The sequence below is a fragment of the Flavobacterium sp. 38-13 genome (genome assembly GCF_001899155.1).
Lineage (GTDB): Bacteria > Bacteroidota > Bacteroidia > Flavobacteriales > Flavobacteriaceae > Flavobacterium > Flavobacterium lindanitolerans.
This window is the reverse complement of sequence record NZ_MKVG01000012.1, coordinates 212,659-228,828: the sequence shown is the minus strand read 5'-3', so window position 1 is coordinate 228,828 and position 16,170 is coordinate 212,659. Positions and strand designations below refer to the sequence as shown.

Genomic DNA, 16,170 nt, shown 5'->3' with positions numbered 1-16,170 from the left:
ACTTTCGGATTTAAAGCAGGCTGTAAAGTAGGTTTGCTATTCCATTACCAGCTTGAAGCCTATTCTTGGAATGTTTTCAATTCTTACGCTATTTTCTTCTTTGAAAATTTTTCGAAGACGTGAGATAAATACGTCGAGGCTTCTGCCCATAAAATAGTCATCGTCTCCCCACAGGGCTGTAAGGATTCTTTCGCGCTTCAGTATCTCATTCTTATTGTCTAAAAACAGCTTCAACAAAGCAGATTCCCGTTCTGTCAGGTTTACTTTTTCGGCATTCCTTGTCAGGCAATAATCATTGGGAAAAAAGAGAAAACTTCCAATCTCATAGCTTTTCTGGGTTACTATTGGAGCTTTGGAACTTCTTTTTAGAAAGACTTCTATTTTCAGGCTCAATTCCTCGAGACTGAAAGGCTTAACTAAAAAATCATCTGCTCCCAGTTTTAAGCCTTTAATACGGTCTTCTTTTAAAGATTTGGCAGAAAGGAACAGTATGGGTATTTCAGCGTTGGCATTCCGTATTTCCTGGGCAATTTCAAAACCGTCTTTTTTAGGAAGCATAACATCCAGAATACACAGGTCATAATTGTCTTTATGAAAATTTTTTACAGCTTCTGCACCATCCGAAAAGTGGGTAATGTCATAAAACTGTTCCAAATAATCTACAGTCAAAAACGCCAGGGTAGCATCGTCTTCTACATAAAAAATTTTGCTTTTTGCCATATATCTATTTCGGAATACTGATTGTTACTGTTATGCCGTTATCCGGATTATTTTTAACATTTATCTTCCATCGATGTAAGGTGCAGATTTTCTTTACGTAGAAAAGTCCTAATCCAAAGCCGCCAACTTCATTTCTTTTTGCACTTGAAATGCGATAGAATTTATCAAAAATAGCATTTAATTCGGGAGTTTCAATACCAATTCCGTTGTCTATAAATTCGAGTTTGACTTCTTTTTGATTTTCGGTAATTACTATAAGTATTTTTGGGGTCGAGTCATTGTATTTTATGGCGTTGTCCAAAATATTATAGACCACATTCGAAAAGTGAAATTCATCTGCAACGATTTGATATTCTGTCCTGTCACTTTGGATTTCAATCGAAATTTCCTTGCCATATTTAAGCAATATGGTTTCTTTTGCCAGGCTTATGACGTCAAACATATTGAATCTGGTTTTTTCCAGTTCCAGCATATGTGAATCGCTTTTGGCAATATGCAGGATTTTTTCAATATGCTGATTTAGCTTATTACTCTGTTCGATTATAATCTGTACGTATTTGGAAAGTTTCGGATTTTTGGTAATTTCTTCCTGACTTTTGGCATAATTCGATGCTATAAGAATTGAAGATATTGGAGTCTTGAATTCGTGTGTCATATTATTGATAAAATCCGTCTGGAGTTCTGTATATTTTTTCTGTTTAATCAGAAGCAACACGGAATAAACATAAATTACCAGAACCAGCACGAGAACACCGGTATAAATCCAATATTGCTGGAGCGAAGTAATATAATTGTATTTGAGTTGTGGAAAACGGATTGCAAAATAATAAACGAGACCTTCTTTTTTGGTAAAGCATTTTTCACATCGCGGTGCTTTTTTATCAGATGAGGAAACGTATTTTCCGTACATCATTTCGTCCGAGCTGCAATCATAAATAGCATATTCATAATCAATATTCAGCTTTACTTTCTGGAATTCGGTCTTCAGATAATATTCTAACACCGAAGCCTCAAAAACATCATCGACATTTACGATATAATAATCGTCGGTAATCTTTTTTATCTGGCTGGTTACAGGAACTTCCGTCTTATTGTCTTTATGAATCTTGGCAACTACATCCTGCAAGGCGAAATGAATCTTCTCGCTAAATTCCTTTTTCTCAAACGCATAGGCCTGTGACAAGGTTAGCAACTGCATAAACAAAACGCCTACGATTGCTAACAGCCCGATGAAGATAATAATATTTAATCTGTTGAATTTCAATACATGAAGTGTTAATAGAGCACGATATTACTATAAATTAGACTGCGAAACAACCCGTTAACAAGTCATTAACAAGAGTTGCGAAATGCTTAACATCTTTCTTAAAAAAACTAAATACATTTGTATTGTTCATTTGAAACACCAATCACGAAATCTAAATTAATTTAAAATTTATCTGATTTATGAAAACATTAAAATTATCATTTTTTGCTCTAGCTGGTGCTTTATTGCTAAGCGCTTCTTCATTTGCTCAAACGGCTGCTCCTGCAAAAGCGCAACCTGCTCCTGCAAAACAAGCTGCAAAAGTATCTGGAGTAACCTGGACATCTGATGTTCATGATTTTGGAGATATCCAAAAAGGAAAACCGGCTTCTTTTGATTTTACTTTCAAAAACACTACAAAACAAACTGTATTGATTACGAATGTAAAAGCTTCTTGTGGTTGTACAGCAACAAATTATACAAAAACTCCTATCAAACCAGGAGAAACTGCCAGCATCACTGCTACTTATAATGCCGCTTCACCTGGCCCATTCTCAAAATCTGTTACAGTAACAACTAACGATACTGAAACTCCAAAGATTTTGACTATCAAAGGAAAAGTTATCGAGCCACAATCATAATTGTGACCCGTTCTAAAAATAAGAAAGCCATCTCAAGAGATGGCTTTTTTTATTTTTCGTTTTTCAGATGGCTGTAAAAATAGGCTTCAACAGCTTTTAGTTCTTCATCAGAAAATGTCTTGGTAATGGCAAAGTTGGTCTTCATGACAGAATACTGACTTGGGTCAACAATGGGCTCGCTTTTTTCTTTGAGGAATAATTTGATGTCCGCATTCTTTTCCTTGTAGATTTTCGCTATTTCAGTAATACTAGGACCTATAACCTTCTGGTCCGGTTTGTGACAGGAATAGCACATCCCTTTTCCGTCAAAAATTTCACGTCCCAATTCCAACTGTTTTTCTTCAGCAGAAAGTGTTTTCTCTGGATAAAGTGATTCTTTTTTTGTTTCCTTTTGACAGGAAATAAGAAATAAGGCCGGAAGGATAAAAAATAGATTTTTCATGTTGTAAATAACCTTAACCCTGCCAGGGTTGTATTGAATTTTAATTATTTATTTAAAATGATTGCTGCTTCTTTAGCAAAGTAAGTCGAAATAATATCGGCTCCTGCCCTTTTGATACAATGCAATTGTTCAATCATAATTTTATCATGATCCAGCCATCCTCTTTCTGCAGCTGCTTTTACCATCGCATATTCTCCGGAAACCTGATAGACCGAAACCGGCACATTTACCGCATTTTTTACTTCTCTTACAATGTCAAGATAAGCAATTCCCGGTTTGACCATTACAATATCGGCTCCTTCTTCTACATCATGCAATGCTTCCTTGATTGCTTCAATTCGGTTGGCATAATCCATTTGGTAAGTTTTCTTATCCTTAGGAACATCCATATTATCTACCGGAGCGCTGTCTAAAGCTTCACGAAACGGCCCATAAAATGAGGAGGCATATTTGGCACTATAACTCATGATTCCAACATTGTGATGTCCGTTTTCTTCCAAAGCTTTGCGTATTGCCAAAACACGTCCGTCCATCATATCACTTGGTGCTACAAAATCAGCTCCGGCTTCTGCATGGCTCAAACTCATTAAAGTAAGGGCATCAACCGTTGCATCATTGATTACCTGTCCTTTTTCGATAATTCCATCATGCCCATAAACGGAATATGGGTCAAGCGCCACATCCGGCATTACTATCATTCCCGGAACAGCATCTTTGATAGCGCGAATAGTCTGCTGCATCAGTCCGTTTTTATTCCAGGCTTCTTTTCCGGTATTGTCTTTCAGCTTGTCGTCTACTTTCACATAAATATTGACCGCCTTGATTCCCAAATCCCAAAGTTCTTTTACTTCCTTAACCGTCAAATCCAACGAACGACGGTAAATGCCCGGCATTGACGGAATTTCAACCTTATAGTCTTTTCCTTCTGCCACAAACATCGGGAACATAAAATCGTTAGGAGACAGATGCGTTTCCCGAACCAGGCTTCGAATGGAATCATTGGTTCTTAAACGGCGGTTTCTTTGTAGTGGAAACATAATTTTCAGATTTTAGATTTTAGATTTTAGCGAGTGCCGCCGTCTAAAATTGATATTGAATTAAATCCAGTCAATCGGATTTTCTAATATATTGATTAATTTCTCTTCTTCGCTTCCGGCTTCCGGATGATGGTCATAAACCCATTGTACATGTGGCGGCAGACTCATCAGGATACTTTCTATCCTTCCGTTGGTTTTTAGTCCGAAAAGTGTACCTTTATCATGAACCAGATTAAACTCCACATAACGTCCACGGCGGATTTCCTGCCAGTTTCTGTTTTCTGGTGTGTATTCTAAATTTTTTCTTTTTTCTACAATCGGAACATAGGCTTCCAAAAAGCTGTTTCCTACTTCCGTTACGAAATCATACCAGTTGTCTAGTGCAAAATCTTCAGAAGCTTTGCAATAGTCAAAAAATAATCCGCCTAAACCTCTGGCTTCATTCCTGTGTGCATTCCAGAAATAAGCATCACATTGCTTTTTAAATTTTGAATAAAAATCCGGATGATGCTTATCGCAGGCAGACTTGCAGGTTTGGTGAAAATGTCTGGCATCTTCTTCAAACAAGTAATAAGGCGTCAAATCCTGTCCGCCGCCAAACCACTGGTCGACTGTATTTCCTTCCTTGTCATACATTTCGAAATACCTCCAGTTGGCATGAACCGTTGGAACCATTGGATTCTTAGGATGGATAACCAGACTCAAACCACAAGCAAAAAAATCAACATCTCCCACCTTAAAATAGGTCTGCATGGCTTGCGGCAACGAACCGTGAACGGCAGAAATATTAACTCCGCCTTTTTCAAAAACGGCTCCGTTTTCAATTACTCGGGTTCTTCCGCCGCCACCTTCCGGACGTTCCCAAAGGTCTTGTCTGAAAGTTGCCTGTCCGTCCACTCTTTCCAGTTCAGCAGTAATTTTGTCCTGAAGGGTTTGTATGTATGCGTAAAATTTATTTTTCATTCTGGCTATGCTTTGGCTTTGGCAATTTTGTTGAAAATATCAAAAGAAAATACTTTACTTTCTCTCTGTATGTATTCGTAAATCAACACTGCTTTTTCTCTTAATTGTGTTCTTTCTTCTTCTTTTCGGTCAGAAAGCAATACTATAAAATCTGCGAACTGTTCTGCATTGGCCCAATCAAAGTGGAGTTTTTCCAGATGGTCAATCAATTCATCTGACGAAAAACCCAATAGTTTTTCCAATGTCAATGCTAAATAATTCAGATGCTTTTCCAATTCATCCAGATTCCAGTTTTCCGGAACATAAACCAGCGAAATCAGCTGTTTGAGGATGTTGTTGATCCTTTCATTTTCTTCGTCACGTAATCCTTTGGTTAACATCTTTATTTATTTTTGATTTAGGATTTTTGATTTAGGATTTGGGTCTGAAATCCTAAATCAAAAAATCAACAATCTATTTATATTCTTTTACAGCGTCTACAAATGCTTTGGCATGGTCAACCGGAATGTTAGGTAAAATTCCATGTCCGAGATTGGCAATGAATTTATCTTTACCAAATTCGTTAATCATTTCCGTAACCATTTTTTTGATGGTTGGTATTGGCGAAAGTAATCTTGACGGGTCAAAATTTCCTTGTAAAGTAATTTCTCCTCCAGACAAATATCTGGCATTTCTTGGCGAACAGGTCCAGTCTACTCCCAAAGCAGAAGCTTTACTTCTACCCATTTCATTCAAGGCAAACCAACAGCCTTTTCCAAAAACAATAACATGTGTTTCCGGAGCCAATGCTTCAACAATCTGGTTGATGTATTTCCATGAAAACTCCTGATAGTCGGTTGGAGAAAGCATTCCGCCCCAACTGTCAAAAACCTGTACTGCATTTACACCCGCCTTTACTTTTTCTTTCAGGTAAGCAATTGTGGTATCGGTAATTTTTTGCAATAATACGTGTGCTGCTTCCGGATGCGTAAAGCAGAATCCTTTGGCTGTGTCAAAACTTTTTGAACCCTTACCTTCTACGGCATAGCAAAAAATAGTCCATGGAGAACCCGCAAACCCAATTAACGGAACCTCATCGTTCAGCATTTCTTTGGTCAGTTTGATAGCGTCCATCACATAACCTAATGTTTCCTGAATATCCGGAACCACCACTTTTTCTACATCCTGAATCGTCCTGATTGGATTTGGCAGAAATGGCCCGACACTTTCTTTCATAAGGACTTCAATTCCCATTGCCTGAGGCACAACCAGAATGTCTGAAAACAAAATAGCCGCATCCGGGGCAATTCTTCTGATTGGCTGTACTGTAATTTCAGCCGCCAATTCAGGAGTCTGGCAACGTGTGAAAAAGTCGTATTTGTCGCGAAGGGCGATGAATTCCGGCAAGTATCTTCCGGCCTGACGCATCATCCAAACTGGCGGACGTTCTACTGTTTCCTTATTGAGTGCTCTTAAAAAAAGGTCGTTTTTTATCATTTTATTTGACTTTAGGCTGTAAGCTGTAAGGCTGTAAGCTTTCATTTATGTTAAATTTGCTTAGGCCTATTGCCTAAAGCTTTTTGCTGTAATAATTTATTGTCTGGATAATCACATTTTCAACCGTTTGCTGTTTTGCGATTATTATTTTATCTGTTAGTTGTTCCAAAGGCTCAGCCGTGGTTGTTCCAATACAGAAGCAACTCTGGTTTTCTATCGTATTTTCCTTCAGGTAACTTTGCACTCCCGACGGGCTGAAAAAAAGTATTCCGTCTACCGGACCATTTATCTTTTGTGGCGTCAGGATGGTTTCATATACTTCAATTTCTTTCAGGCTAATGTTGGCTTTTTGTAAGGCTTCCGGCAGGGTCTCGCGTCGCAGACTTCCCGAAAAAAACAAAAAACTTTCATCCTTAAAATCGTTTACAATAACTTCTGCCAGTTCCGATGCATATTCTTTTGTAGCCAGAACCTTATAGCCATTTTGTTCTAATAAGGCTTTTGTTTTTGTACCAACACAAAAGATTTTTTTATTTTTCAGGTTTTGAGCTTTCTCATTTTCTAAAAAACTCTTCACGGCATTCTGGCTGGTAAAAATCAGGTTTCCATCTTCATCTCCTAACTCAAATTTCTTTCCTACTGCCTGAATAAAATTGGCTTCTATTACAGAAAAACCTGCGTTCAGCAAAAACTGCCTCTGGTTGGGCAACAATTTTTTTGTAGATAAAATTCGAATTGGTTCGGGCATCTTATTGAAATTTATTTTTTTAAATCTCTCCTGATAACTTCCATTAATTCCTGTCCGCCATTGGCAAGAATCTCTGATGCTGCTTCCTGTCCGAAATTTTTATAATGAGTCACTTCGACTGTCTTTTCTATCTCGATTTTTTCTTTTCCGTCAATTGAAAAAAGTACGCCTTCAAAACGGATTTTACCATCCAATACTTCCGCAAAAGCACCTATAGGCGCAGTACATCCACCCTCGAGTGTTCTTAAAAACTGACGCTCAATATGCGTACAGATTTCACTTTCAAAATGGTTTAGTTTTGCTGTGGCCTCTTTGCAAAAATCATCACTTTCCATGGCAACGATTACCATTGCACCTTGTGCCGGAGCCGGAATCATCCAATCCAAAACGGTATGATTTTCCGGTAAAATTTCAATTCGCTCCAATCCTGCTTTGGCAAAAACGGCACCGTTCCAATCATTATCTTTTAATTTCTGCAATCTTGTATTGACGTTGCCGCGCAGGTCAACCACCTGATGATTTGGATATCTGTGCAGCCATTGTGCCTGGCGACGTAAGCTTCCGGTAGCTACCGTTCCGCTGGAATGCAGAAATTCAAGATTGCCTTTATGTACTAAAATATCTTCGTGATTGGCTCTTTTTAAAACTGCGGTCTGGACAATGCCTTTAGGAAGTGCTGTCGGAACGTCTTTCATTGAATGTACCGCAATATCAACTTCGCCCTTAATCATGGCTATGTCTAATGTTTTTGTAAAGATTCCGGTAATTCCGAATTCGTAAAGCGGAATGTCCAAAATGACATCGCCTGTAGATTTCACGGCAACAATTTCTGTTTGGTACCCTAAATCGTTGAGTTTTTTTTCTACCGTGTGAGCCTGCCAGAGCGCTAATTGACTGTCGCGGGTTCCTATTCGGATTATTTTATTCATTTTCTGGAAGGTTCAATCTGAAAAACTTTCTCTATCCATTCGATGCTTTCATCTACCATGGTATCACTATCTTTCAGATGATTGGCAAAATGAGTCGTTATTTTCTGGATTATTCTCTTACTGATAATTTCAGCCTGCTCTTCATCAAAATTACTGATTTTTTTTCGCTGAAAACTTAGCTCTGTATCCTTAATCGAGTTTAGCTTTTCTTTTAAGGCATGAATCGTTGGAGCGAATTTTCTAGCGTTAACCCACTCTGTGAATTCTTCCATCATTGTTTCAATAATCGATTCCGCCTGAGGGATATGTTTTTTTCTGTTTTCTAAAGTATCATCGGTTATTTTTGACAAATCATCCAGATGGACAACCGTTACACCGGAAATACTTTTAACATTGTCATGGACATTTTTTGGTATTGATAAATCGAGAATTAAAAGCGGCTTATTTAGCTTTAATAACTCCTGGTCAACAGTGGGATTGCTTGCTCCCGTAGCCACGACCAGCACATCTGCCTTTGGAATTTCCAACGGTAGCAAATCATAATCTTTTACGATCAGGTTGAATTTTCCGGCTATTTTTTCGGCCTTGTCTTTGGTACGGTTAATTAGTGTGATATGGTCATTTTTGGTATGTTTTACCAGGTTTTCACACGTATTTCTTCCTATTTTTCCTGTTCCGAAAAGCAATATGTTTTTATTCCTGATATCCGGAACATTATTCATTATGTATTGTACCGAAGCAAAAGAAACAGAAGTAGCTCCTGAACTTAATTCGGTTTCATTCTTGATTTTTTTGCTGGCCTGTATCACCGAGTTTACCAGTCGTTCCATAAAAGCATTGGCCAGTCCTTGCGATTTTGCTTCCGAAAAACTGGATTTTATCTGGCTAATGATTTCAAAGTCACCTAAAATCTGGCTATCCAAACCGGTTCCTACTCTGAAAATATGGCGTATCGCTTCCTGGTTTTTATAGATAAAGCCTACTTTTTGAAATTCATCCACGCTACCAAGGCTGTTATCGCAAAGTAATTTAATTAACTGAAATGGGTGTTCCGCAAAACCGTAAATTTCGGTTCTGTTGCAAGTAGAAGTAACAATCAGACTGCCAATACCGTTTTCTTTTGCCTGTTGCAAAACATCGGACTTAGCCTGATTTCCTAAACTGAATTTCCCTCTAATCTCTGCATCAGCTTTCTTGTAACTCAATCCAACTGCATAGAAGTAATGATGCTTTGACAAGTTATTTTTATTCATAGTGCCACTTTAAAGTATAACGAAACTGAACCTTAAACGGATTCCATTTCGAACACCACAAAATTATAGGTATACGTTTTATAAAAATAACGCTAAAAGTGCTATTTGTGTCGCTGTGAGATATTTTGATAATTTTGGCCATTATAAATTAGAAAAACTATAAATTTGCAGTGAAATCAGCATTTGACAGCTTTTTTGTTTAGAACCATTCTAAATAAAAATCTTTCCGGTTTTAAAATTATTACGATAAAAAATACCGCTATGAGTTCAGCCGAAGAAATCAAAATCGAAGATGATTTTATCATCATCCGGATTCAAAATGACAGCGACGAAACTTCGCACTTTGAACGCGAGGTAAATGTTGACCTTATACAGTTTCATTTTGGTATCAAAGGGCGGGCAAAGTTTATTTTTAATCAGGGGCGTTATGCTTTAGACCTCAGAGAAGACCTTTCTCTTTTTCTTTACAACCCCCAAAAAGAGCTTCCTGTACATTTGGAAATTGCACCCCATTCCTGGGCTATTTCCGTATTGATTTCTATCAAAAAATTCCATGGCCTGTTTTCTTCGGAAGCGGACTACATCCCTTTTTTAAGTGAAGAAAACAAAGACAAGAAATACTATAAAGACGAACCTATCAGCCCGTCCATGTCAATCGTACTGAACCAGCTATTCAACTTCAACCTGCATCCGTCCATAAAAAACCTCTACTTTAAAGGTAAGGCTTATGAGTTATTAAGTCTTTATTTCAACAGAAACGAAGACCCGAATGCAGAACAATGTCCGTTTTTGGTTGATGAAGAAAACGTTCTCAAAATCAGAAAAGCAAAAGATATTGTCATAGCCAATATGGCAGAGCCACCGGGATTACAGGAGCTTGCTGACCAGGTAGGAATCAACCTGAAAAAGCTAAAAATGGGTTTCAAACAGATTTATGGCGACAGTGTTTACAGTTTTCTTTTTGATTATAAAATGGAATTTGCCCGAAAATTATTAGACAGCGGTTCGTATAATGTAAATGAAGTCGGATTAAAAATAGGCTACAGCACAGCCAGCCACTTTATTGCCGCATTCAAGAAAAAATTCGGCACCACTCCAAAAAAATATTTAATGTCGATTGCCGTAACTAACTAAGTGCAATCCGTAACCCCTGATTAAAGGAATAAAAACAAACAAATGAAAGGCGTATTATTAGTAAACCTTGGCTCTCCAAAAAGCCCCGATCCCAAAGACGTAAAACCCTATCTTGATGAATTTTTAATGGACAAATACGTTATCGACGTTCCTTATTTATTAAGAGCTTTATTAGTGCGTGGCATTATCTTAAGAAAACGTCCGGAAGAATCAGCCCATGCCTACAAAAAAATCTGGTGGGAGGAAGGCTCTCCATTAATGGTACTTTCCGTAAGAATGCATAAAAAAGTACAGGCTAAAGCAACGATTCCGGTTGCCCTGGCTATGCGTTATGGCGAAATGACAATTGAAAAAGGACTTCAGGAACTGCATGAACAAGGCGTTACCGAGGTATTGCTTTTCCCATTATATCCGCAATATGCAATGGCTTCAACACTGACTATTTTGGTATTGGCAGAAGAAATCAGAAAGAAGAAATTCCCGCATATGAAGTTTACCGATGTTCCTGCTTTCTATAATAAACCGGACTATATCAAAAATCTTGCAGATTTAATGAAGAAGCATCTGGAAGGGTTTGATTATGACATGCTCGTATTTTCATATCATGGAATTCCGGAACGCCACATCCGAAAAACTGACGTCACAAAATCACACTGTAAAATAGATGGCTCATGTTGTGCTACCCCATCTGCAGCACATGCTTTTTGCTACCGCCATCAATGCTACGAAACCACAAAACTTGTCGTAGAACAGCTCAATATTCCTAAAGAAAAGTATTGCCTGACCTTCCAATCCCGACTTGCCGGAGACAAATGGCTTGAACCTTATACTGATATTGAAATCAACAATATGCCGGCCAAAGGAATCAAAAAGATTGCTGTGGTAACACCTGCCTTTGTAACCGACTGTTTGGAGACTTTGGAAGAAATCGCAATGCGTGCCAACGAAGATTTTGTAGAAAACGGTGGAGAAGATTTTTTGGCTATCCCATGTCTGAATGATGATGACAATTGGGTAGAAACCGTAAACAATTGGATTGAAGATTGGGCTTCAGAAAAAGCAACAATCTGATAATTTTTTTACATTCTGATCGATGGAAAACTATTATGAATACTTAAAATCCCTGCACCTGATTTTTGTAATCACCTGGTTTGCGGGATTGTTTTATATCGTCCGCTTGTTTGTCTACCAAATTGAAGCTTCGCAAAAAGAATCTCCTGAAAAGGAAATCCTGCAAAAACAGTATAAAATAATGACCTATCGCCTGTGGTATATCATCACATGGCCATCGGCAGTATTAGCCAGTATTTTTGCATTCTGGATGCTGTTTTTTACACCACAGGGAAATTTTTGGCTGCAACAATCCTGGATGCATGTCAAACTTGGCTTTGTTTTTGCTTTGTATCTGTACCATTTGAAATGCCATCAGATATTTAAACAGTTGCAAAATGACGAGGTAAAACATACTTCTAATTTTATGCGTCTTTGGAATGAAGGTGCTACAATCATACTTTTTGCTGTAGTTTTTTTGGTAATTTTGAAGAATGCCGTCAATTGGATTTATGGAGTAGTCGGGATTTTCCTGTTTTCTATACTGATTATGCTCGGCTTCAAATTTTATAAAAGAATACGGGAAAGAAACCAGTCTTAATGCTGAAACCTATCAAAATAAAACGCTTATCACTTCGTGTCAGAATCTTCCTTTCGATGATTTTCCTGACCCTGATTTCGTCCATTTTGATGGCTTCACTTTCCGTTTACCAATTCAAGACTGCAGCAAAAGAATATCATGAAGAACGTCTGGAGCGTAGAGAAACGGCTGTTAAAGAGCACATTAATTACATACTGAACACAACTACTTATCCGTTGACTACGGAAAATCTGCCGCTTATTTTTAAAGACGAGATTTATAAACTGGCGGACATCCATAGTTTGGCCATTAATATCTATAGTCTGGACGGAAAATTGCTCAAATCTTCCAAGGCTTCCTTTACGGTGGATACCATTTTGCCGCCTATTCCAAATTATATTTTGAAATTGGTACAGTCTTCTATGGACAAACGATATGTAGATGTCCAAAGTATTGAAGGAAAAAAATTCCGTTCTTCCTATACGCAAATCAAGGATACCAAATTCAAGCCTTTGGGAATTTTGAACCTCCCCTATATTCCGGATGATGGTTTTTACGAAAGAGAACTTCGGAATTTCCTAATCAGTCTGGGGCAGGTCTATTCCATCATGTTGATTATAGCATTTGTGCTGGCTTATTTCCTTTCGAGTTATATTACAAAGTTTTTAAAATCGATTACCGATAAAATCACAGAAACCCGATTCAATCAGAAAAACGAGAAGATTGAACTCGAAGAAAGCAGCAAGGAAATTGCCTTGCTGGTCCATGCCTACAACTCCATGGTAGAAGAACTGGAAGAAAGCGCCTCGAAATTGGCACAAAGTGAAAGAGAACAGGCTTGGCGTGAAATGGCAAAACAGGTAGCACACGAAATCAAAAATCCTTTGACTCCTATGCGTTTGACCGTACAGAGTTTCCAAAGAAAATTTGACCCGAATGACCCGGAAGTAAAACAAAAAATGTCGGATTATTCCAATACGCTTATCCAGCAAATTGACACCATGAGTTCTGTGGCTTCGGCTTTCTCAAATTTTGCCTCGATGCCTGCACAGCAAAACGAAACCCTTAATGTGGTGGATGTGGTACAGCTTACACTGGATATTTTCAATGAAGATTATATCGAATTCCGAAGCGATGAGAAGGAAATCATTACGATTATGGACCGCACCCAGCTTATCCGTATCGTAACAAACCTGGTCAAAAATGCCATTCAGGCTATTCCGGAACATCAGACCAAAAAATCAGTAATTGTTTCTGTCAAAAAAGAAGGAGAACAGGTTTTAATCAGCGTACAGGATAACGGAACCGGAATAGAAACAGACAACCTCAACCGAATTTTCGAGCCCAAGTTTACCACAAAAAACAGCGGCATGGGATTGGGATTGGGAATCATCAAAAATATTATTGAAAATTATAACGGAACTATTACTTTTGAAACTGCATCAGGAAAAGGAACCATTTTTAGTGTCTACCTTCCTATAATTAAAATGTAATTTCGACAAAGACATAACAACCATAAATTTATAAATCATGAATTACGAAAATATTCTGGCAGCTTCTGAAAATGGCATTGCTACGATAACCATTAACAGACCAACAAAATTAAATGCTTTAAATAAAGCTACGATTGAAGAACTTCATTCAGCTTTTGATGCATTCGACAAAGACCATTCTATTCGCGTAATCCTATTGACCGGAAGTGGTGACAAGGCTTTTGTTGCCGGTGCTGATATTTCTGAATTTGCCAATTTTTCAGTTTCAGAAGGTGCTGAACTGGCTGCAAAAGGACAAGCTACCTTATTTGATTTTGTAGAAAATTTAAAAACGCCTGTTATTGCAGCAGTAAACGGATTTGCACTTGGTGGCGGATTGGAACTGGCCATGTCATGCCACTTCAGAATCGCTTCAGACAATGCAAAAATGGGACTCCCGGAAGTTTCTCTAGGTGTAATTCCGGGTTATGGCGGAACACAAAGACTACCTCAACTGGTTGGAAAAGGAAAGGCGATGGAACTTATCATGACTGCCGGAATGTTAACCGCAGAAGAAGCCAAAACAGCCGGCTTGGTAAACCATGTCGTGCCGCAATCTGAATTACTGGAACTGGCAAACAACATTGCACAAAAAATCATGAAAAATTCTCCGGTAGCTATCGGGAAAGCTATTGAGGCTATCAATGCCAACTTTAAAGACGGTGTGGACGGTTATGCTGTAGAAATCAAAAACTTTGGAGATGCTTTTGGAACAGACGATTTTAAAGAGGGCACGGGTGCTTTCTTAGAAAAAAGGAAGCCTTCTTTTACAGGAAAATAAATTCAATAAGACCCCATCGAAATGATGGGGTTTTTTATTTATATTCGGTGCAAAATCCCCACACATGAAACTATTTTTACAATTTCTTTTTATTTCTGCTTTTGCAATTTCCGCTAAAGCACAGGATATTCCTTTTAAGGTTTTAAAAAGTGAAATTTTCAAAGACGAATTCAAGGAGTCCAATATAGTTTTTGCTGAAGAGGCAGAAAATGGCGGTATTTTAATTATCCGTTCCTATGTAAGCGGTGGATTATCATCCGGAAGAGGTTATTATATTGAAGAATACGACTCAAACTTAAAACTGGTAAAGGAATACGAACAACCTTTAAAATATGCCAATTTTGAAAAATACGGAACCGTTTTAGGAATTATAAAAGGCGATAAAGACATTCAGTTTGTTGACATGTTTTACAATATTAATGAAAAAGCCTATATCTGTTCAGCCTATATTGTTGATTTTAACAATTCAAAAACATCCAAAAAAGAACTCTTTAGGTTGTCTCGTGAAGAAATAAAGCAATATGGAAATTTCTTTATGAATCAGACCTTCTATTCGCAAGACACCAAAATTTATGAAGAGCCAGGGAATGAATCAGGTGTTTCAATGATTGTAAATGAAGATCGAACGGCTTTTGCAATCACAATCGATATGAAAACTGAAAAGTCAGAAGCTTTAAAACTGTACCTTTTTGATAAAAACTTAAACAAAAAATTTGAACACATTTTCGTAAGAGAAATTAAGGACAAAAAGTTCCGCTATGAAAATGTAGATGTTTCAAAAGATGGAAATGCGCTTTATCTATTAGGAAAAGTTTATGCCGATGAAAAGAAAAACAAAAAAACAGGAGGCAAGTACCAATATGAATTGACACGATTTTCTTTTGAAGGACAAAAAACTCAGGTTTTTGACACCGAAGAACATTTTTCAGGAAGCATGACAACAATAGCCTCTCCAGATAAAATTACGTGTATAGGATTCTATTCTGACCAAAATGACAACCATTTTAAAGGGATTAGTTATTTTGAACTGGATCCTGTTTCATTGGCCATCCGAAAATCTAAGTTTAACCCATTTAGCCAACAATTTATGATTGACAAATATGGTGAAGAAAAAGATAAAGAGTTAAAAAATCTCATTTTCAAGAAAATCCATATCACAAAGAATAATGATATTATTTTCAATGCAGAAGAATTTTATGTTTCTTCAAATAACAATCAAACTTTTTTTAATTATGACGATATCGTCAGCGCAAAAATTAATACTGACGGAGAATTAGTTTGGGCAAGAAACATTAACAAAGCTCAATTTACTACAGATACTGATGCTTATATTTCATACACTTCAACAATCAAAAATGACGATACTTATTTTTTCATCAATGCCAGTGAAAAAATCAAAAAATTAAGTAATGATCGAATCTTATTTAAACATGTCAGAAAAAATAAGTCGAATTTGAATATTATCCGAATCAATAAAAATGGTGATTTCGACTTTCAGGAGGTCTTAAATAATGAAAGTAACGAGGTTCCATTTATGGTTTCACAAGGAATCGTAAACAAGGAATCCGTATTCTTTTTAGGAAAAAAAGGAAAGGATAAGCAATTGTTGAAAATCAGTTTATAATGAATAAAAAAGCC

17 protein-coding genes are annotated in these 16,170 nt (G+C 37.4%); 7 read left to right on the top strand and 10 right to left on the bottom strand.

What is annotated here, in order from left to right:
* Positions 1 to 36: 36 nt before the first annotated feature.
* Together BGO88_RS07790 and BGO88_RS07785 are read right to left on the bottom strand one after the other, a co-directional pair.
* Positions 37 to 720, bottom strand: coding sequence for a response regulator transcription factor (locus BGO88_RS07790; RefSeq protein WP_273237675.1), 684 nt, complete (start codon positions 718 to 720; stop codon positions 37 to 39).
* A 4-nt stretch (positions 721 to 724) separates the two neighbouring features.
* A complete protein-coding gene (locus BGO88_RS07785) occupies positions 725 to 1,984 on the bottom strand; it encodes a sensor histidine kinase (RefSeq protein WP_286706506.1) in 1,260 nt (419 codons plus the stop codon).
* 182 nt (positions 1,985 to 2,166) lie between these two features.
* Here BGO88_RS07785 and BGO88_RS07780 point away from each other — a divergent pair, with 182 nt between their 5' ends.
* Complete coding sequence (locus BGO88_RS07780) at positions 2,167 to 2,607, top strand: DUF1573 domain-containing protein (protein WP_286706505.1); 441 nt, start codon at positions 2,167 to 2,169, stop codon at positions 2,605 to 2,607.
* Between the two features lie 49 nt (positions 2,608 to 2,656).
* On the opposite strand, the gene BGO88_RS07775 is transcribed toward BGO88_RS07780, so the two are convergent.
* The 8 genes from BGO88_RS07775 to hemA all read right to left on the bottom strand — a co-directional run bounded on the left by BGO88_RS07775 (position 2,657) and on the right by hemA (position 9,455).
* Entirely contained in the window at positions 2,657 to 3,049 is a 393-nt protein-coding gene (locus BGO88_RS07775) for a c-type cytochrome (RefSeq protein WP_286706504.1), read from the bottom strand.
* A 44-nt stretch (positions 3,050 to 3,093) separates the two neighbouring features.
* Positions 3,094 to 4,086: a porphobilinogen synthase gene (hemB, locus tag BGO88_RS07770; RefSeq protein ID WP_101470941.1), complete on the bottom strand. Its 993-nt coding sequence runs from the start codon at positions 4,084 to 4,086 to the stop codon at positions 3,094 to 3,096.
* A 60-nt stretch (positions 4,087 to 4,146) separates the two neighbouring features.
* Positions 4,147 to 5,049 (bottom strand): oxygen-dependent coproporphyrinogen oxidase, encoded by a 903-nt coding sequence (hemF, locus tag BGO88_RS07765; RefSeq protein ID WP_286706503.1) that lies wholly within the window; start codon positions 5,047 to 5,049, stop codon positions 4,147 to 4,149.
* A 5-nt stretch (positions 5,050 to 5,054) separates the two neighbouring features.
* Positions 5,055 to 5,429, bottom strand: coding sequence for a hypothetical protein (locus tag BGO88_RS07760; protein WP_286706502.1), 375 nt, complete (start codon positions 5,427 to 5,429; stop codon positions 5,055 to 5,057).
* A 73-nt stretch (positions 5,430 to 5,502) separates the two neighbouring features.
* Positions 5,503 to 6,525 (bottom strand): uroporphyrinogen decarboxylase, encoded by a 1,023-nt coding sequence (gene hemE, locus BGO88_RS07755; RefSeq protein ID WP_056067266.1) that lies wholly within the window; start codon positions 6,523 to 6,525, stop codon positions 5,503 to 5,505.
* Positions 6,526 to 6,598: 73 nt separating this feature from the next.
* Positions 6,599 to 7,273: a uroporphyrinogen-III synthase gene (locus BGO88_RS07750; protein WP_286706501.1), complete on the bottom strand. Its 675-nt coding sequence runs from the start codon at positions 7,271 to 7,273 to the stop codon at positions 6,599 to 6,601.
* 11 nt (positions 7,274 to 7,284) lie between these two features.
* Complete coding sequence (gene hemC, locus BGO88_RS07745) at positions 7,285 to 8,202, bottom strand: hydroxymethylbilane synthase (protein ID WP_056067263.1); 918 nt, start codon at positions 8,200 to 8,202, stop codon at positions 7,285 to 7,287.
* Positions 8,199 to 9,455: a glutamyl-tRNA reductase gene (gene hemA / locus BGO88_RS07740; RefSeq protein WP_286706500.1), complete on the bottom strand. Its 1,257-nt coding sequence runs from the start codon at positions 9,453 to 9,455 to the stop codon at positions 8,199 to 8,201. Before hemA ends, hemC begins: the two co-directional genes overlap by 4 nt.
* A 261-nt stretch (positions 9,456 to 9,716) precedes the next feature.
* Between hemA and BGO88_RS07735 the strand changes: the two genes are divergently transcribed.
* The 6 genes from BGO88_RS07735 (at position 9,717) to BGO88_RS07710 (ending at position 16,156) form a co-directional block, all read left to right on the top strand.
* Positions 9,717 to 10,589, top strand: a complete 873-nt coding sequence (locus BGO88_RS07735; RefSeq protein WP_056067411.1) for an AraC family transcriptional regulator — start codon at positions 9,717 to 9,719, stop codon at positions 10,587 to 10,589.
* Positions 10,590 to 10,631: 42 nt separating this feature from the next.
* Positions 10,632 to 11,660 carry a ferrochelatase gene (gene hemH, locus BGO88_RS07730; protein ID WP_286706499.1) on the top strand — a complete coding sequence of 343 codons (1,029 nt, stop codon included), beginning with the start codon at positions 10,632 to 10,634 and terminating at the stop codon, positions 11,658 to 11,660.
* Positions 11,661 to 11,682: 22 nt separating this feature from the next.
* On the top strand, positions 11,683 to 12,240 hold the full coding sequence (locus BGO88_RS07725; protein WP_273237670.1) for a CopD family protein: 558 nt from the start codon (positions 11,683 to 11,685) through the stop codon (positions 12,238 to 12,240).
* 56 nt (positions 12,241 to 12,296) lie between these two features.
* Complete coding sequence (locus BGO88_RS07720) at positions 12,297 to 13,712, top strand: sensor histidine kinase (protein ID WP_286706545.1); 1,416 nt, start codon at positions 12,297 to 12,299, stop codon at positions 13,710 to 13,712.
* Positions 13,713 to 13,749: 37 nt separating this feature from the next.
* Positions 13,750 to 14,532 carry an enoyl-CoA hydratase/isomerase family protein gene (locus BGO88_RS07715; protein ID WP_286706498.1) on the top strand — a complete coding sequence of 261 codons (783 nt, stop codon included), beginning with the start codon at positions 13,750 to 13,752 and terminating at the stop codon, positions 14,530 to 14,532.
* Positions 14,533 to 14,596: 64 nt separating this feature from the next.
* Entirely contained in the window at positions 14,597 to 16,156 is a 1,560-nt protein-coding gene (locus BGO88_RS07710; protein WP_286706497.1) for a hypothetical protein, read from the top strand.
* Positions 16,157 to 16,170 lie beyond the last annotated feature (14 nt).